The 17,135-nt window shown below is 69.6% G+C and carries 19 protein-coding genes; 14 read left to right on the top strand and 5 right to left on the bottom strand.

Annotation, left to right across the window (positions count from 1 at the left end):
- Window positions 1-216 precede the first annotated feature (216 nt).
- The 7 genes from ACFY0T_RS22625 to ACFY0T_RS22595 all read left to right on the top strand — a co-directional run bounded on the left by ACFY0T_RS22625 (window position 217) and on the right by ACFY0T_RS22595 (window position 6,340).
- Window positions 217-981, top strand: a complete 765-nt coding sequence (locus ACFY0T_RS22625) for a HipA family kinase (protein ID WP_388873303.1) — start codon at window positions 217-219, stop codon at window positions 979-981.
- Complete coding sequence (locus tag ACFY0T_RS22620) at window positions 978-1,361, top strand: DUF3037 domain-containing protein (protein WP_388873300.1); 384 nt, start codon at window positions 978-980, stop codon at window positions 1,359-1,361. The genes ACFY0T_RS22625 and ACFY0T_RS22620 overlap by 4 nt, the downstream gene beginning before the upstream one ends.
- A gap of 161 nt (window positions 1,362-1,522) precedes the next feature.
- On the top strand, window positions 1,523-2,284 hold the full coding sequence (fabG, locus tag ACFY0T_RS22615; protein ID WP_388873297.1) for a 3-oxoacyl-ACP reductase FabG: 762 nt from the start codon (window positions 1,523-1,525) through the stop codon (window positions 2,282-2,284).
- Between the two features lie 18 nt (window positions 2,285-2,302).
- Window positions 2,303-3,064: an SDR family oxidoreductase gene (locus ACFY0T_RS22610; protein WP_388873294.1), complete on the top strand. Its 762-nt coding sequence runs from the start codon at window positions 2,303-2,305 to the stop codon at window positions 3,062-3,064.
- A 207-nt stretch (window positions 3,065-3,271) separates the two neighbouring features.
- Entirely contained in the window at window positions 3,272-4,852 is a 1,581-nt protein-coding gene (locus tag ACFY0T_RS22605; RefSeq protein ID WP_388873291.1) for an ABC transporter substrate-binding protein, read from the top strand.
- Between the two features lie 124 nt (window positions 4,853-4,976).
- Window positions 4,977-5,660: a uracil-DNA glycosylase gene (locus tag ACFY0T_RS22600; protein WP_388873288.1), complete on the top strand. Its 684-nt coding sequence runs from the start codon at window positions 4,977-4,979 to the stop codon at window positions 5,658-5,660.
- 122 nt (window positions 5,661-5,782) lie between these two features.
- Window positions 5,783-6,340, top strand: coding sequence for a hypothetical protein (locus ACFY0T_RS22595; protein WP_388873285.1), 558 nt, complete (start codon window positions 5,783-5,785; stop codon window positions 6,338-6,340).
- Window positions 6,341-6,679: 339 nt separating this feature from the next.
- Here ACFY0T_RS22595 and ACFY0T_RS22590 read toward each other — a convergent pair whose 3' ends face one another.
- Together ACFY0T_RS22590 and ACFY0T_RS22585 are read right to left on the bottom strand one after the other, a co-directional pair.
- Complete coding sequence (locus ACFY0T_RS22590) at window positions 6,680-7,141, bottom strand: hypothetical protein (protein WP_388873282.1); 462 nt, start codon at window positions 7,139-7,141, stop codon at window positions 6,680-6,682.
- A 116-nt stretch (window positions 7,142-7,257) separates the two neighbouring features.
- On the bottom strand, window positions 7,258-7,845 hold the full coding sequence (locus tag ACFY0T_RS22585) for a TetR/AcrR family transcriptional regulator (protein ID WP_388873279.1): 588 nt from the start codon (window positions 7,843-7,845) through the stop codon (window positions 7,258-7,260).
- 177 nt (window positions 7,846-8,022) lie between these two features.
- Between ACFY0T_RS22585 and ACFY0T_RS22580 the strand changes: the two genes are divergently transcribed.
- The gene (locus ACFY0T_RS22580) at window positions 8,023-9,258 is read left to right on the top strand and encodes an FAD-dependent oxidoreductase (protein ID WP_388873276.1); all 1,236 of its coding nucleotides are present in this window, start codon (window positions 8,023-8,025) and stop codon (window positions 9,256-9,258) included.
- Between the two features lie 102 nt (window positions 9,259-9,360).
- Window positions 9,361-10,272 carry a Gfo/Idh/MocA family protein gene (locus ACFY0T_RS22575; protein ID WP_388873273.1) on the top strand — a complete coding sequence of 304 codons (912 nt, stop codon included), beginning with the start codon at window positions 9,361-9,363 and terminating at the stop codon, window positions 10,270-10,272.
- Here ACFY0T_RS22575 and lnt read toward each other — a convergent pair.
- Both lnt and ACFY0T_RS22565 read right to left on the bottom strand, forming a co-directional pair.
- Window positions 10,190-11,776 carry an apolipoprotein N-acyltransferase gene (gene lnt / locus ACFY0T_RS22570; protein ID WP_388873270.1) on the bottom strand — a complete coding sequence of 529 codons (1,587 nt, stop codon included), beginning with the start codon at window positions 11,774-11,776 and terminating at the stop codon, window positions 10,190-10,192. The two genes, ACFY0T_RS22575 and lnt, sit on opposite strands and share 83 nt — an antisense overlap.
- A 219-nt stretch (window positions 11,777-11,995) precedes the next feature.
- The gene (locus ACFY0T_RS22565; RefSeq protein ID WP_388873267.1) at window positions 11,996-12,481 is read right to left on the bottom strand and encodes a nuclear transport factor 2 family protein; all 486 of its coding nucleotides are present in this window, start codon (window positions 12,479-12,481) and stop codon (window positions 11,996-11,998) included.
- A 196-nt stretch (window positions 12,482-12,677) separates the two neighbouring features.
- Here ACFY0T_RS22565 and ACFY0T_RS22560 point away from each other — a divergent pair, with 196 nt between their 5' ends.
- Entirely contained in the window at window positions 12,678-13,127 is a 450-nt protein-coding gene (locus ACFY0T_RS22560) for a recombinase family protein (RefSeq protein ID WP_388873264.1), read from the top strand.
- A 218-nt stretch (window positions 13,128-13,345) separates the two neighbouring features.
- Here the strand turns inward: ACFY0T_RS22560 and ACFY0T_RS22555 are convergent, their stop codons facing one another.
- Window positions 13,346-14,251, bottom strand: a complete 906-nt coding sequence (locus ACFY0T_RS22555) for an NmrA family NAD(P)-binding protein (RefSeq protein ID WP_388873261.1) — start codon at window positions 14,249-14,251, stop codon at window positions 13,346-13,348.
- Window positions 14,252-14,366: 115 nt separating this feature from the next.
- Between ACFY0T_RS22555 and ACFY0T_RS22550 the strand changes: the two genes are divergently transcribed.
- The 4 genes from ACFY0T_RS22550 to ACFY0T_RS22535 all read left to right on the top strand — a co-directional run bounded on the left by ACFY0T_RS22550 (window position 14,367) and on the right by ACFY0T_RS22535 (window position 16,795).
- Entirely contained in the window at window positions 14,367-15,014 is a 648-nt protein-coding gene (locus ACFY0T_RS22550; RefSeq protein ID WP_388873258.1) for a cation:proton antiporter, read from the top strand.
- Between the two features lie 96 nt (window positions 15,015-15,110).
- Window positions 15,111-15,710, top strand: a complete 600-nt coding sequence (locus ACFY0T_RS22545; protein ID WP_388873255.1) for a sulfite oxidase-like oxidoreductase — start codon at window positions 15,111-15,113, stop codon at window positions 15,708-15,710.
- A complete protein-coding gene (locus ACFY0T_RS22540) occupies window positions 15,680-16,432 on the top strand; it encodes a ferredoxin reductase (RefSeq protein WP_388873252.1) in 753 nt (250 codons plus the stop codon). Before ACFY0T_RS22545 ends, ACFY0T_RS22540 begins: the two co-directional genes overlap by 31 nt.
- A 90-nt stretch (window positions 16,433-16,522) precedes the next feature.
- Window positions 16,523-16,795: a DUF6510 family protein gene (locus ACFY0T_RS22535; RefSeq protein ID WP_388873249.1), complete on the top strand. Its 273-nt coding sequence runs from the start codon at window positions 16,523-16,525 to the stop codon at window positions 16,793-16,795.
- The last annotated feature ends 340 nt before the right edge of the window (window positions 16,796-17,135 follow it).

Raw genomic sequence — 17,135 nt, 5'->3', positions numbered from 1 at the left:
ACGGCCTGCCCGTGCGCCCTGTTCAGGGGGTTGGAGACTTCTTGGCCCAATCGACAGCAGGTCGACAGCTGGTCCGGCCCGGTCGACAGCAGGCCGACAGCTGGTCCGGCCCGGTCGACAGCAGGCCGACAGCCGATGCTCCCCCTCGGGATCCGGGCGCGGGCGGCGCCCTCGGGCCGCGTCCGTACGTCGCGACCACCCCAGTAGCCTGGGGCGATGCTCAAGGAAGTCATCGCGACCCGCTACATCACGCCCCTGCGTGAAGGCGGCTCGCTGCCGGGACTCGTCGAGGCCGACGATCTCGGGACGTACGTCATGAAGTTCACCGGCGCGGGGCAAGGGCGCAAGACGCTCGTGGCGGAGGTCGTCTGCGGTGAACTCGCCCGCCGGCTCGGCCTGCGCGTGCCCGGTCTGGTGACCATCGACCTCGACCCGGTCATGGGGCTCGGCGAGCCGGACCAGGAGGTCCAGGAGTTGCTGAAGTCGAGCGGCGGGTTGAACCTCGGGATGGACTTCCTCTCCCGGGCCATCGGCTTCGACTCCCTCGCCTTCGGCGTGAGTCCCGAGGAAGCCGGGCGGATCGTCTGGTTCGACGCGCTGGTCAACAACGTCGACCGCTCCTGGCGCAACCCCAACATGCTCGTCTGGCACGGCGACCTGTGGCTCATCGACCACGGCGCCACCATGATCTGGCACCACCACTGGCCCGGCGCCCGGGCCTCCGCCGCCAAGCCGTACGACGTCTCCGACCACGCGCTCGCGCCCTTCGGGCCGGACATCGCCTCGGCCGCCGCCGAGCTCGCACCGCTGATCACCGAGGAGCTGCTCGCCGAGGTGACCGCCGAGATCCCCGAGCAGTGGCTCGCGGACGAACCCGGCTTCGACTCGCCGGACGCACTCCGGCGCGCCTACGCGGAGCCGCTCCTGGCGCGCGCCGCAGTCATCCACGAACGCATCCAGGGCATCGAGGGGGACAAGTGAGCGAGCGGGACGTCTTCGAGTACGCGCTGCTGCGCGTCGTGCCGCGCGTCGAACGCGGGGAGTGCTTCAACGCGGGCGTGCTGGTCTACTGCCGCGCCAAGTCCTTCGTCGCGGCGCGCACACATCTGGACGAGACCAAGCTGCGGGCGCTGGACCCGGACGCGGACGTGGCGGGCGTCCGGGCCGCGCTGCGTGCCGTCGAAGGGGTCTGCACCGGAGGAGAAGCGGCAGGTCAGGCCGCACGCGACGACGCCGGACGGCGCTTTCGCTGGCTGATCGCGCCGCGCTCGACGGTCGTCCAGCCGGGGCCCGTGCACACCGGGCTCACCGCCGATCCGGCGGCCGAGGCGGAGCGGTTGCTCGATCTGCTGGTGAGGTAATGGATCACATGAGCGCGGTGTGCCGTTGACACCGAGTGCCAGGGCTTCTAGCGTCACGTCTGCTGAAGGTACTAAGCGGTCGCTCACCTGGCGGGCGTACCGTGGGAGCCGCAGACTTTCCGAAGGCGTTCCAGGCTTTCCAAGGGCGAGGAGAACCAGCAATGTCCACCACTGAGCAGCGCGTCGCCGTAGTCACCGGTGCCGCGCGCGGCATCGGCGCCGCGACCGCCGTACGACTGGCCGCGGAGGGCCGCGCCGTCGCGGTGATCGACCTCGACGAGGCCGCGTGCAAGGACACCGTCGAGAAGATCACCGCCGCCGGCGGCAAGGCCATCGCGGTCGGCTGCGACGTCTCCGACGAGGCCCAGGTCGAGGCCGCCGTCGCGCGCATCGCCGAGGAGCTCGGTGCGCCGACGATCCTGGTGAACAACGCGGGCGTGCTCCGCGACAACCTGCTGTTCAAGATGAGCGCGTCCGACTGGGACACGGTCATGAACGTGCACCTGCGCGGCGCCTTCCTGATGGCCAAGGCCTGCCAGAAGCACATGGTGGACGCCAAGTTCGGCCGGATCGTCAACCTGTCCTCGTCCTCCGCGCTCGGCAACCGCGGCCAGGCCAACTACTCCGCCGCCAAGGCCGGTCTGCAGGGCCTCACCAAGACCCTCGCCATCGAGCTCGGCAAGTTCGGCGTCACCGCGAACGCCGTCGCGCCCGGCTTCATCGTCACCGACATGACCGCCGCCACCGCCGCCCGCGTCGGCATGGGCTTCGAGGAATTCCAGGCGGCCGCCGCCACCCAGATCCCGGTCCAGCGCGTCGGCAACCCCGACGACATCGCCAACGCCATCGCCTTCTTCACCGGCGAGGCCGCCGGATTCGTCTCCGGCCAGGTGCTGTACGTGGCCGGCGGGCCGCTCAACTAAGCCGGGAGAAAAGACACCATGACTGCACTTCCCGAACTCTCCGGCAAGGTCGCCCTCATCACGGGCGCCAGCCGCGGCATCGGCTACGGCGTCGCGGAGGCCCTCATCGCCCGCGGCGACCGGGTCTGCATCACCGGCCGCAACGAGGACGCCCTCAAGGAGGCCGTCGAGGCGCTCGGCTCCGACCGGGTCATCGGCGTCGCCGGCAAGGCTCACGACGAGGCCCACCAGGCCATCGCCGTCGAGCGCACCATGGAGGCCTTCGGCCGCGTCGACTTCCTGGTCAACAACGCCGGTACGAACCCGGTGTTCGGGCCGATCGCCGAGCTGGACCTCAACGTGGCGCGCAAGGTCTTCGAGACCAACGTCGTCTCGGCGCTCGGCTTCGCCCAGCAGACCTGGAAGGCCTGGCAGAGCGAGAACGGCGGCGCGATCGTCAACATCGCCTCCGTCGCCGGCCTCGCCCCCTCGCCGTTCATCGGCGCGTACGGCATCAGCAAGGCCGCCATGATCAACCTGACCGTGCAGCTGGCGCACGAGTTCGCCCCCAAGGTGCGGGTCAACGCCATCGCGCCCGCCGTGGTGAAGACCAAGTTCGCCGCGGCCCTGTACGAGGGGCGCGAGGCGGAGGCGGCCGCGGCCTACCCGCTCGGCCGGCTCGGCGTGCCCTCCGACATCGGGGGCGCCGCGGCCTTCCTCACCTCGGAGCAGTCGGACTGGGTCACCGGCCAGACGCTCGTGGTCGACGGCGGCATCTTCCTGAACGCCGGAGTCGCCTGACCCGCGCATTGTGGGGAGTTGACAAAAACTACGACGGCGTCGATCGAGAGGCGCGTTCGACGAAGGCTTCGTCCACGGGCTCACAGAAGCCTGACAACGTAGTCACATCGGTGCTGATCAAGTGCCCTGCCGGGGAGACGGTTCCACCGGCAGGGCACTGCGGTATGGTCTGCCGACCCTTGGTACGGCAGATCGAGGAGCGTGCGCGTGTTCAACCGGAACCGATGTCTGCGGCAGCTGGCGGCGGTCACGTCCATATCCCTGGTGGCAGGGTGTGGCGTCCTCTCCTCGGGATCGTCCGGCGACAAAGGACCGATCGTCGTGGGCACCACCAGTGCTCCGAGCACGCTGGACCCGGCCGCCTCCTGGGACGGCTCCTGGGAGCTGTTCCGCAACATCTACCAGACGCTGCTCAGCTACCCCAGCGGCGCGGTCACGCCCCAGCCCGACGCCGCCAAGAGCTGCGAGTTCACGGACGGATCCAATCGCACGTACCGCTGCGAACTCCGCCCGAACATGAAGTTCTCCGACGGGGACACGCTCGACGCCCGGGCCGTCAAGTACTCCATCGACCGGATCAGGAAGATCGGCGTCCAGGGCGGTCCCTCGGGGCTGCTCGGCAGCCTCGACCGGGTCCAGGCGCTGGGCGACCGCGAGATCGTCTTCCACCTCAACAAGCCGGACGCCACCTTCCCGTTCGTCCTGGCCACCCCCGCCATGTCGATCGTCGACCCCGACGACTACCCCGCCGACGCCCTCCGCAAGGACGGCAAAGTCTTCGGATCCGGGCCTTACAGCCTCCAGTCCTACGAGGAGGGCAAGAAGGCCGAACTCGTCAGGAACGACCACTACGACGGGTTCGCCGCGCGCAAGAACGACGCGGTCACCATCCGATACTTCCAGGACTCGGCCCAGATGGTCGGCGCCCTCCGGGACAAGAAGATCGACGTCACCTACCGCGGTCTCGCCGCCTCGGATATCGTCGAACTCCAGGAACGCGACTCCCAGAAGGGCATCCAGCTCGTCGAGGGAGCGGGCACCGAGATCAGCTACCTGGTGTTCAACCCGAAGGACCCGTGGGCCAAGAAGCCCGCGGTCCGCAAGGCGATCGCCCAGGTTGTCGACCGGCCCGCCATCGCGCACAAGGTCTACAAGGACACCGTCGACCCGCTGTACTCCATGGTCCCCGCGGGGCTGATCGGGCACACCACGGGCTTCTTCGACGACTACGGGAACCCCAGTGCGTCCAAGGCCCGCAAGATCCTCCTGGAGGCGGGCATCACCGGTCGTGTCCCGCTCACCCTCTGGTACACGACCGACCGCTACGGCTCCCAGACCGCCCCGGAGTTCCAGGAGCTCAAGAGCCAGCTCGAAGGTTCCGGCCTGTTCAGCGTCACGCTCAAGAGCCGCCCCTGGAAGACGTACGAAGCCGGCTACCGCAAGGGTGAGTACCCGGTGTTCGGGCGCGGCTGGTTCCCCGACTTCCCGGACGCCGAGAACTTCATCGCGCCCTTCGTGGGCGATCAGAACGCGCTCGGTACGCCCTATCCGGCTCCGCGGATCACCGACAACCTGCTGCCGGAGTCGCGCCGTCAGAGCGACCGCAGCGCCGTGGTCAAGGAGTTCGAGGAGGCCCAGCAGATCCTCGTCGACGACGCCCGGCTGCTGCCGCTGTGGCAGGGCAAGCAGTACGTGGCCGCGAGCGAGGACATCTCGGGCGGCGAGCGGGCCCTGGATCCGTCGACGATCATGACGATGTGGGAACTGCACCGCAAGACCAGCTGGTAGCGCACCCCTGGACCTGCTGGTCCTGCGGGGCAGGACCAGCAGGTGAGCGGGGGCCGGAGCGATTGTCAGTGGGCGACGGTAGGTTCTGTGGTCTGGAAGTGACCGCACATCGGAGGAACTTGACGTGACCGATATCGCCATGCTGCCCGAGTCCTGGCGCGGCGTCCTGGGCGAGGAGCTGCAGCAGCCCTACTTCAAGGAACTCACCGAGTTCGTCGAGGAGGAGCGCGCGAAGGGTCCCGTCTACCCTCCGCGGGAGGAGGTCTTCGCCGCGCTCGACGCGACGCCGTACGAGCGGGTGAAGGTCCTGATCCTCGGCCAGGACCCGTATCACGGCGAGGGCCAGGGGCATGGCCTGTGCTTCTCGGTCCGCCCGGGCGTGAAGACCCCGCCTTCGCTCCGCAACATCTACAAGGAGATGAAGGAGGAGCTGGGCACCCCGATCCCGGACAACGGCTATCTGATGCCGTGGGCCGAGCAGGGCGTGCTGCTGCTCAACGCGGTGCTGACCGTGCGCTCCGGTGAGGCCAACTCGCACAAGGGCAAGGGCTGGGAGAAGTTCACGGACGCGGTGATCCGCGCCGTGGCCGAGCGGCCCGACCCGGCGGTCTTCGTGCTCTGGGGCAACTACGCGCAGAAGAAGCTCCCGCTGATCGACGAGGAGCGGCACGTGGTGGTGAAGGGGGCGCACCCCTCGCCGCTGTCCGCGAAGAAGTTCTTCGGCTCCCGTCCGTTCACGCAGATCAACGAGGCGGTGGCCCGCCAGGGCCACGAGCCGATCGACTGGCGGATCCCGGACCTCGGCTGACACACGAGCCGCTGGGCCCGTCCGTCACCGGCCTGGCCCAGCGGCGTACGGGGGCGCCTGAGCGTGATTGTCAGTGCCTGCCATTAGCGTCGTGAGGGACAGCGACGAGCCTGGAGGACGCGGTGGCGGAGCAACAGGAGCAGGCGGCGCCGGACGCCATGATGACCCGGATCGGGCAGGTCGTCATGCTGCACCACGGCGGTGACCGCGAGGAGGCTCGGGGGCGCTTCCTGGACCTGTGGGCGGAGATCGGCGAGGACGGCGACCCCCTGCACCGCTGCACACTGGCGCACTACATGGCCGACACCCAGGACGACCCTTCGGACGAACTCGCCTGGGACCTACGGGCGTTGTCGGCGGCCGAGGAGCTCAGCGACGGGCGGGTCGCCGAGCACCACCAGTCGCTCGCGGTGCGCGCGTTCTACCCGTCGTTGCATCTGAACCTCGCCGCCGACTATGTGAAGCTCGGCCGCTCCGAGGCCGCTCGAAGCCATCTGCGCCGGGCCCGCGGCGCGGTCGGCGCCCTCGGGGACGACAGCTACGGGGACGGCGTCCGGGCGGCGATCGGCCGCCTGGAGCTGCGGCTCGACGGCGACGGCACCTCCGGGGAGGGCAGCGGGCCCGGCCACCTCGGCGGGCCCGGAGGGGAGACGCTGGGGCCGCCGAGACAGCGGCCTTAGCCAGAGCGCTGCTCGGGGGGCGTGGCGCAGGGCGTGTACGGGATCGCCCTGCTGGTGGGGTCGAGGCCGAGGGCGTGTATCGGATTGCCTCGCGGCTTGGGGGAGAGGTCGAGAGCGTGTTACCCGATCGGCCCGCTGCTTGGGATCGAAGTCGAGAGCGTGTACCGGATCGCCTCGCGGCTCGGGGCGAGGTCGCGAGCGCCTATCGGATTGCGTCGCGGCTGAGGATCGAGCTCGAGGGCGTGTATCCGAGCGGCCCGCGGTTCGGGATCGCGGTCAAGAGCGCCTGCCGGATCTACTGGATCTACCGGATCGCCCCGCGACTCGGTCACCGTGTCGTCAATGCCCGTACGTCCCCTTGCAGATGACCGTCTCCGGGCTGTCCGCCCGCCAGCCCCCGTACTTCCTGCCGAGGGCACACACGTCCGAGTTCTGCGGCAGCTCGGTGGAGACGGGCGGGACGGCGACGCGGGGCTCGGATCGCCGTGGCTCGGGATGCGGGGCGGGGTGGGGGCGGTGCGGAGAGGGCACCGATGCCGCGGCGGGTGGTGGGGGAGCCGCCCGGTGCGGTGTCGCCGCGCGGGGTGAGGGCTTTCGGGACGGCCCGATGAGCTCCAGCGCCTCCCGCGCCGGTGCCTGCACGACCTGCGGCTCGGCCCTGCCGTCCGGATGGGGCGCGGCAGGGCGGGCCGGCGTCGGCTGCGGGCCGGGGGCGGGGGATCGCTGGACGGTCACACAGCCGGAGAGGGCCGTGACAGCCACGGTGACCAGGAGCGTTGCGGTCGTCTTCGTTCGATGCACCCGCTCAACTCTGCTGTGTCCGGCCTGCTTTGGGGAGTAGACAAGCGCAGGTTGCCCCACATGGGTGATCCTTCCGCCCCTCCGGTGGGTTCCGCCATCGGCAAGGTGACCCGGCGTCACGCCAGCATCCCCCTCAGCAATTCCCGGAAGCCGTCCCGCAGTTCGCCGGCGTCCGGCACCGAGTCGTGGAACGAGCCCACCACGCACGAGAACATCATCCCGTCGCACCACGCGACCAGCGACAGCACATGCCGGGCGGGATCGCGCGACCCCGCCGCCGTGACGAGCGCCTTCAGTGGATCCCGGAAGCGCTGCCCCGCCGCGTCGAAGAACTCCCGCAGCTCGGGCCGCCGCGTGGCCTCCAGGGCGAGCTCGTAGCGGGCGACGAGCAGCTCGCGATGGCGTGTCAGATAGCGGTGCAGGGCGAGCGCGAGGCCGTCGGCGAGTGCGTCGAGCCCGCCCCGCGGATCGGGCATCTCGTCGGGCGTCAGCACCTGCGCCTCGCGCTCCGCGAGCCTGCGTACGGCGGCCTCCAGCAGGGCGAGCCGCGTGCGCGCCTGGTTCGAGGTCGAGCCCTGGGGGAGCCCCGCGGCCTCGTCGACCGCGCGGTGGGTGAGACCGCGCATACCGCGCTCGGCGAGCAAGCCGAGCGCGGTGTCGGCGATGAGTTCGGCGCGGGAGGCACCGGTGCTGCGTACGGACATGGGGTCAACGTACCCGGCTGACTACATCTGTAGTACGGTCGAAATGGCGGACACTACAGGTGTAGTAACCAGAGGAGTGGCCGAGGCGGAGCCTGTCACCGCACGTCACCGCACGTCACCGCACGTCACCGCACGTCACCGCACGCCCGCAGCGACCCTCAGGGACGAGGAGAAGCCATGGCACGACACGCACCGGCACAGGCGCAGACACGGCCCTCGGCACCGCGCGCCGTCGTCGTGGGCGGCGGCATCGGCGGACTCACCGCGGCGGTGGCGCTGCACCAACGCGGCTGGCGCGTCACCGTCCTGGAACGCTCCTCCTCACTCGCCCCGGTCGGCGCCGGAATCTCCCTCGCCCCCAACGCCCTGCGCGCCCTCGACGTGATCGGAGCGGGCGACGAGATCCGGGAGCTCGCCGCCTGGCAGGGCGACGGCGGGATGCGCACTCCGGGCGGCCGGTGGGTGGCCCGCACCAGCGCCGCCGCCCTCGCAGCACGCTTCGGCGGCCCGCTCGTGGTCCTGCACCGCGCCGCGCTCATCGACCGGCTGGCCGCCCGGCTCCCCGAGGGCACCGTGCGCACGGCGGCCGCCGCGACCCTGGTCGACCCCGGCACCGGCACGCGGCCCGCCCTGGTCCGCACGCCGGACGGCGACTTGGAGGCCGAGCTGGTCGTCGGCGCCGACGGCATCAACTCCGCCGTACGGCAGGCGCTCTTCCCGCGGCACCCCGGGCCCGTCTACTCCGGTTTCACCACGTGGCGGATGGTGATCCCGGCGCCGGAGCCGGCCTTCGCCGCGCACGAGACCTGGGGCAGGGGCCGGATCTGGGGAACGCAGCCGCTCAAGGACGGCAGGATCTACGCGTACGGCGCCGCCCTCGCCCCCGCCGGGGAGCGAGCCCCCGACGACGAGAAGCGCGAGCTCCTGCGCCGGTTCGGCGACTGGCACGACCCGATCCCGGCGCTGATCGACGCGGCCGGCCCCACGGACGTACTGCGCCACGACGTCCACCACATCGCGGAGCCCCTGCCCGCCTTCCACCGCGGACGGGCCGTCCTGCTCGGCGACGCCGCGCACGCCATGCCGCCGACCCTCGGCCAGGGCGGCAACCAGGCCATCGAGGACGCGATCGTGCTGGCCCACCACGCGCGCCCGGAGGGGGCTGACCTGGCGGCTTACACGGCTGACCGCAAGCCCCGTACGACCGCCATCGCCCGAAAGGCCGTCCAGGTGGCGCGGCTCAACATGATGAGCAACCGTGTCGGCATCGCGGTACGCGACACCGTGATCGCCGCGCTGTCCAAGGCCGGGCCCGCGCTCTTCCTGCGCAGTTTCGACGGCATCGCCGACTGGCGGCCGCCCGGGCAGCCGTATGCTTCCCCCGAGGTCAGGAACCCGCAACGCACCCTTTGAGGAGACCCTTGTGCTGTGTCTTCCCGGGGGACAACCCCCGGACCCCCGGCAGAAAAGCAGGTCGGCCTCGGTCACCGGAGCATCATCGAGAGGCGGGCTGTTGTGAAGGTCGGCTGCATCGGACTCGGCGACATCGCGCAGAAGGCCTATCTGCCGGTGCTCGGCGTCCAGCCGGGGGTCGAACTGCATCTGCAGACCCGCTCGCCCACGACGCTCGCCCAGGTCGCCGACAGCCTCCACCTCCCCGAGGGGCAGCGGCACACCGACCTGACCGAGCTGCTGGCGCAGAATCTCGACGCGGCGTTCGTGCACGCGGCCACCGTCGCGCACCCCGAGATCGTCACGCGCCTGCTGGAGGCGGGCGTACCGACGTACGTCGACAAGCCGCTCGCGTACGAACTCGCCGACTCGGAGCGGCTCGTGCGGCTGGCGGAGGAGCGGAACGTCGGTCTCGCCGTCGGTTTCAACCGGCGCTACGCGCCCGCGTACGCGCAGTGCGCCGATCACCCGCGCGAGCTGATCCTGATGCAGAAGAACCGCATAGGTCTGCCCGAGGCGGCGCGCACGATGGTCCTCGACGACTTCATCCATGTCGTGGACACGCTGCGGTTCCTGGTGCCGGGGCCGGTCGACGACGTGACCGTGCGGGCCCGCGTCGAGGACGGGCTGGTGCACCATGTCGTGCTGCAGCTGGCCGGGGACGGTTTCACGGCGCTCGGCATGATGAACCGGCTCAGCGGCTCGAACGAAGAAGTCCTGGAGGTCTCTGGCCAGGACACCAAGCGTCAGGTGGTCAACCTCGCCGAGGTGATCGACCACAAGGGGCAGCCGACCGTGCGGCGGCGCGGCGACTGGGTGCCGGTGGCCCGGCAGCGGGGCATCGAGCAGGTTGTGCTCGCCTTCCTCGACGCCGTGCGCGCGGGCAAGGTGCTCAGCGCCCGGGACGCGCTGGCGACTCATGAGCTGTGCGAGCGGGTGGTACGTGCGGTCGAGGAGCGTTCCGCCGCAGTCTGAACGCGCGGGCGCCCTCCGTCGCGCACAGCGCCGCCAGCACCAGCAGGGCCGCGTGCACCGGCCAGTCCCCGAACCTGACGTACGGCGTGACCCCATGGGCCAGCGGCACCTCGTACACCATCGTCGTGCTCGCGTCCGTGCCGAGCCAGGAGCCGATGCGCTCGCCGCTCGGGCCGTAGACGGCGGAGACGCCGGTCAGCGTCGCGTGCACCATCGGCCGGCCGGTCTCGGCGGCCCGCAGTGCGGCGAGTGAGGCGTGCTGCTCCGGTGCCCAACTGTGCTGGAAAGTCGACGTCGACGACTGTGCGAGGAGTACCTCGGCGCCGTCCTGGGCGAGATGGCGGCTCATGTCGGGGAAGGCCGTCTCGAAGCAGACCATCGGGCCGATGCGCAGCCCGTGCCCGACGTTCATGACCACCTGCTCGGTGCCGCGCCTGCGGTCCTCGCCCGCGGCCTTGCCCACGGAGGTCGCCCAGCCGAGGAGGGAGCGCGCGGGTATGTACTCGCCGAAAGGTACGAGCCGCATCTTGTCGTAGCGGGCACCGGTCGGACCCTGCGGTCCCACCAGGACCGAACTCTTGTAGATGCCGGGCCGGTCGGAGCGGTGCGCGTCGACGTTCACCAGGATGTCGGCCCCCGTGAGGCGGGACAGGGCGGCGATGCGCCGGGCCAGATCGGGCCGGTCGGCCAGGTCGAAGCCGACGCTGCTCTCGCCCCAGACGACCAGGTCGAGGTCCTTCCCGGCGAGCGTGCGGGTGAGCGCCTCCTCGCGCGCGAACCGCTTGTCGCCGCTACCGGTGCCGTCGACGATCCCGGGCTGCACCACGGCGATCCGGACGCGGCCATCCACGTCCGGGCGTGGCGACCACATCCACGCCGCCGAGGTCGCCGCGGCCGTCGCGACCAGTCCTGCCACAGCAGGTATACGGGACTCGCGCACCGCGACCAGGACGGCGACCGCGATGTTGACCGCCACCACCAGGAAGCTGAGCAGCCACACCCCGCCGACCGAGGCCAGCCGCAGCGCCGGCTCCACCTCCCACTGGCTCGACCCGAGCAGGCCCCATGGACCGCCCAAGCCCTGCCAGGACCGGACGAGTTCGACCATCAGCCACGCCGACGGCAGGACGACGAGCGCGGCTGCGACGTGTCCGGCCGAGGGCACACCGGCGAGGAACCGCCGGACGAGCCAGCCCCAAGGGGCCCACAGCGCACCGAGCAGTGCCGCTATGACCACCGTGAACACATGCAGGTTCGGCAGCAGCCAGTGGTGCACGGCCAGCATGAAGCCCAGCCCGCCGAGCCAGCCGTCATACGCGGCGCGCTTGCCCGTCGGGGCCGAGCGTGCCAGCAGGATCCACGGCACAAGGGCGATGTACGCGAACCACCACCACGACGGGGCGGGGAAGGCGAACACGGGCAGCGCGCCCGCCGACACGGCGACGATCCCACGCCGCCAAGGGGAGGCCGGCCAGTGGTCGGGCCAACGGACGGGCCTCTTCATACAGCGCCTCCCTCCCCAGTGCGTGCCTCCAGTGTGCGCGTCGGAGACGATCTCCGACAGGGGGCATCGGGAGGGGCGTCGGCAGGGGGTTTCGGTAGGGCGCCCGTTCTGGTGGCGGGGTGTCGCCGACCGAGGGGCGGCTCAGGTGGCGCGTGTCGTCGGCGGTGCCGTCGGTAGCGGGTCGGCTCAGGTGGCGCGTGTCGTCGGCAGCGGGTCGGCTCAGGTGGCCGCGGTTTCCCGAAGTGTCTGCGGGGTACGGCGCCACTTCTCCTGGACGGTCACCTGGCGCAGCCGCCAGCCGTCGTCCGTACGCAGCAGTCCGAAGGCGTAACGGCCGCCGCACACGAAGTCGGGCGCGGTGGATCCGCCGTCGTGTCCCGCGAACCTCATCGGGTTGATGTAGTCCGCCTGGACCCGGGCCGTATCGCCCGTGTCATGATCGAGGACCCCGAACCGGACGCGCCGGTTGACGATCAGATGCTGGCGCATCGGGAACAACCGCATGCTCTGGGCGAGCCACTCGGCGATCTGGACGGCGTCCCCCTCGATGCCGCCGGCCGAGCGGTAGTCCGCGCGTCCGTCCGGCGTGAACAGCCCTCGGTACGCCTCCCAGTCACCGTCGTCCACCGCCACCGCATACTCGGTGACGAGTCCGTCCACGGCGAACCGGTCCATCACGGTCGCGAGCTCCACACGCTGAGTCATCGGCTCAGTGTTGGCCACGGGGCGTGCCACGCCAAGGGCTGTGCGGTGATATTCGGCGGCTGATGTTACGACGAGCCTTCCGGGCCAGGCAGGCAGCCGGTACGCAGAGGACCAACCGGTCGGTGTGGCAGCGGAAGGGCGAGCGCCCGGGATGGGATGCCCTTCTCGCCGAAGCCAGCAAGGGCCGTGTCCGCACGTGCTCACGTATCACCCCGACCGGTTGATGCGTCAGCCGCGCGACCTCGAAGAGCTGTTGCAGATCGCCGACCTGCGCATCGAGGTGGCGCACGCCTGCCGCTCCAGCGATGACACGTCACGCCGACTCATCGATTCCATGATCGAACGCGCCCAGGACGGACGGCCGCACACCGGTCGGCGCCGGTACGGGTACGACAAGACGGGCACAGTGATCGTTCCTGAAGAGGCCGCCATCGTGCGGGAGATCTTCACCCGCTATCTCGACGGCGTGAGCCCGGTCCAACTGGCCAAGGAGCTGTACGACCGTGGTGAGAAGACTACCGAAGGGCGGAGCCGGAGTGCGCCCCGAGTGCGGGACGTCCTCGACAGACGCCACGTCGCCGGAATCCGTACCTTGAGCGACGCGGTTACTCAATCGCGGGCGACATTGACTTTGAGGCACCCGTAAAACTTGAGGAGCGCGATGGGGCGGGCAAAGCATGGATAAAATTCCAAACAAGGCTCAGCTTGCCCTTGTAATGAGAACCCTCAACGCGGTCCCCGCCGCCACAGTTGTTCCTTGGAAGCGCAAGGTGAACACCGCTCCGGCGCCGGGCGTGGTCGATGGTGGCCGAGGCGCGGGCTCGATCACGCCTGGTCGGCGTGGTACGTGTCGGCCGGTGCGACTCAGCCAAGGTAGAACTCCTTGCGGGCGGCCACGAACGCTTCGACCGATTGGGCAGGTATGCCCGTGACGCGCTGTACGTCGTCCGTCGCGCGGTCGTAGCGATTCTCGCGGTGCAGCCGGGCCATGGTGGCGATGTGCTCCTCGGTGTGCGGCGGCAGGCCCACCTTGGCGAGGGCTTCGGCCCGCCACTGCTCCAGCGGCACGTCCACATAGGACACCGGGGACCCCAACGCCCGTGAGAACTCCTCGGCCATCTCTGTCATATCGACCGAGCGCGGGCCCGTGAGCTCATAGACGTGTCCGATGTGCCGGGCCGGGTCACGCAGCACGGTGGCGACCACTCGGGCGACGTCCTCCACAGCGACCGGCGAGGTGCGCCCAGTGCCGAAGGGCAGCGCGATCGTTCCGCTCTCCCGGATCGAGCGTGCCGCCAGCACGGTGAACAGCGGGTTGTCCAGGAACGACGTCGGCCTGATGTGTACCACCGGCAGGCCCGACCAGTTCAGCACCTGCTCCGCCAGCCAGTGCAGGCGCTGCTGGTGCGACTCCGCGGTGCTGGTGGCGGTCATCTGCGACACCGTCATCTGGGACATGCTCACCAGGGCGTCCAGGTTTCCGTGCTCGCGCGCCACGCTGGCCACCACGGTCGCGGCCAGCAGATGGTCCGGCGACACGGGCATGGCGAAGTACATCCTGCCGACGCTCTCCAGCGCGGCCGCGACGCTCTCGGGCCGGGTCAGATCGCCGAGGACCACCTCCGCGCCGAGCCCACGCAGCTCGGCCGCACGATCGTCGTCGCGGCGGACCATCGCACGCACGGGCACGCCCTGCGCGCGCAGTTGCTCCAGGACCGTGCGGCCCACACCACCGGCGTTGCCCAGGAGAACGAGGTTGCTGGCGACCATCGATTGCATCCTTAGCTGAGTGGGAGCGTGATCACACGTGTACGCCCGCGCCGAGGAGTTCGTCCCCTCAGCCTAGAAGGACCGGCAGCCCATAGCATCATGTAAGAGGACAACGTTGGTCATCGCGGTGACTTCGATACGTGCGGGGCGCTCGATGTGGCTGTCCCGGGCCGTAGTGAATTTGGCGGACACGAGCGCCCGAGTCCGAATCCGCCTGACCATGCTTCTGATCGTTGGCCTGTCCGCGGTCGCCATGCATCTCGGATTCGAGGCCATTTTGGGTGCCTTCATTGCTGGGGCCGTACTGCGGCTGGTCGACCCCGACGCCGAATGGACGCATCCGCAGTTCCACGCGAAACTGGAGGGTTTGGGCTATGGATTCCTCGTCCCGGTATTCTTCGTGACCAGCGGAATCCAATTCGACCTCGGCGCGCTGTTCGCGGACGCCGCGACGGTGCTGCGGGTACCGATGTTCCTTGCCGCGCTCCTCCTCGTTCGTGGACTGCCCGCATTGGCCTACCGCAGCGCGGGTCTCTCGCGGGCAGAGATCATGGCCAGTGGACTCCTGCAGGCCACTTCCCTCCCCGTGATCGTGGCAGCGACAGCGATCGGGTTGAAGCTGGACGCGATCCGACCGGCCAACGCAGCCGCGCTGGTGGCAGCGGGCCTCTTGTCCGTGATCGTGTTTCCCTTGATCGCGCTGCCCTTGCTGAACCGTAAACGGACATCCGCAGGATCGGAGGCGAAGGACAAGCCGGATTGATGCCCAGAACGACACCGCGGGCTCGTCTCGAGATGCTGTGCTGCGCGATGTCCTGGAGAATGGAAAACCGCATTGCGCGGAGAATGGGAGAACTTTATGCCCATCGTTTCACGCGGGTTCCACGGCCGAGCACGGGATGCACAACACAGACTGCCTCCTGGGCAGTACGAGACCGCCGACTTCCCCGTTCTGTCGGCAGGACCCACCCCGGCGGTGGATCTCGACCAGTGGGAGTTCACCATCCGCACAGAGACCGGCGCACGGCATATCTGGGACTGGGCGGAGTTCATGGCGTTGCCCAGCCAAACGCGAACCGTTGACTTGCACTGTGTCACCAAGTGGTCGAAGTTCGAGACGGAGTGGCAGGGAGTCTCCTTGGACGTCCTTCTGGAGGACGTGGAGACCAGTGCCGAGTACGCGCTCGTTCACTCCTACGGCGACTACACCACCAACGTCCCCCTGGAGGACCTCCTCGACGGGCAGGCATGGATCGCTTACCGATACGACGGCGAGGAACTCGCGCCGGAGCACGGCGGCCCCGCCAGGTTGCTGATTCCGCACCTGTACTTCTGGAAGTCCGCGAAGTGGGTGCGCGGCATCCAACTGCTCGACGAGGAAGAGCGGGGCTTCTGGGAGAACATCGGCTACCACGACTATGGGGACCCATGGCGCGAGCAGCGGTATCAAGGCGACTAGGCGACCGGCTGCGCTGGAAGGCTGCCCGTTTGACCGATCGGCGCGTCGAGTCCCAAACTGCGCGCACCCTCGTCTTCGAGGTGCCCGGCTGGCCGGGTCATCTGGCGGGACAGCATGTCGATGTGCGGCTCACGGCGGAGGACGGCTACAGCACACAGCGCAGCTACTCACTGGCGTCGGCACCCGACGGCGAGAGCGTCGGGCTGACCGTTCAGCGCGTAGATGACGGCGAGGTCTCCCCGTACCTGACGGACGAACTCGCCGTGGGCGACGTGGTGGAGCTGCGCGGACCGGTCGGCGGATGGTTTGTGTGGCGTCCCGAGCAGAAGGAGCCGATTCTGCTCGTGGCCGGCGGCTCCGGCCTGGTGCCGCTGATGGCGATGATCCGCATGCGCCGCGCGATCGGCAGCCGTGTGCCCTTCCGGTTGGTGTACTCCGTGCGCAGCCCTGAGTACCAGCTCTTCGAATCGGAGTTGTGGCGGGACGACCCGGGCCTCGACAAGACGTACCTCTATTCCCGCTTCACCCCACCACAGTGGCCACGGCCCCCCGGGCGGTTCACCGCTTCTGACCTGTCAGGTGCCGGGTGGCCACCGGATTTCGAACCCACTTGCTACGTCTGCGGTTCCACCGGCTTCGTCGAAAAGGCCGCCGGACTGCTGGTGGCCCTCGGCCACCACCCCGGCCGTATCCGAACCGAGCGTTTTGGACCCAGCAGATGACGCGAGGCAGGTGGCGTGCGCGGCCATGGGTGGTACGCCGCCAGTGGCGACGACTCTCCGGGTGCATCGGCACAAAGGGAGGTGAATCCCATGACCCTGACGCCTGACTTCCTTGACGGCAACGCCGCCGCCGGGGACCTCGAGTCTCTGTTCGGAACCGACATGACCATGGCTTCCGGACGATGCCGTGGCTGCGGCGAGCAGATGATGCTTGCCCAAACGCACGCCTACCTCGGTGGTCCCGGGATGGTGCTGCGCTGTCCCGGCTGCGACAGCGTCCTGCTTCGCCTGGTCCGCTCCCCCACCCAGATGTGGCTCGACGCCGGCGGACTGGATTACTTCAAGATCCCCACACCGGCCTGACGTACGACTGCATGACCGGACGGGAGGCCCAAGTAGTTCGCGCTCCACGATCACGGTGCTGAGCCCGGCGGCGCGGGTGCGTTCGGCCACGTTCTCGCCGGTCGGGCCTGCGCCGAGGACGATCACGTCGTACGTGCGCCGGTCCTCGTTCCTCATTGCTTGGTTCATCGCTGTTCCTGTGACTCGGTGGATGTTCCGGACTTCGGCGGGAGCGGGCTTGCCAGGTCTGCGCGCCGTTGGCCGTAACTGCCGCACGGCGATGGGGCCCGAGGCCGACCTCAGGTCTCAAGGAAGGGGCGTGATCTTCTCAAGGAAGGGGCGTGATCTGCGGCGAGGGCTC

The sequence above is a fragment of the Streptomyces sp. NPDC001530 genome (assembly GCF_042894545.1).
Taxonomy (GTDB): domain Bacteria; phylum Actinomycetota; class Actinomycetes; order Streptomycetales; family Streptomycetaceae; genus Streptomyces.
Note: the sequence above shows the minus strand (reverse complement) of the source record. Positions and strands in the feature narration are given on the sequence as shown.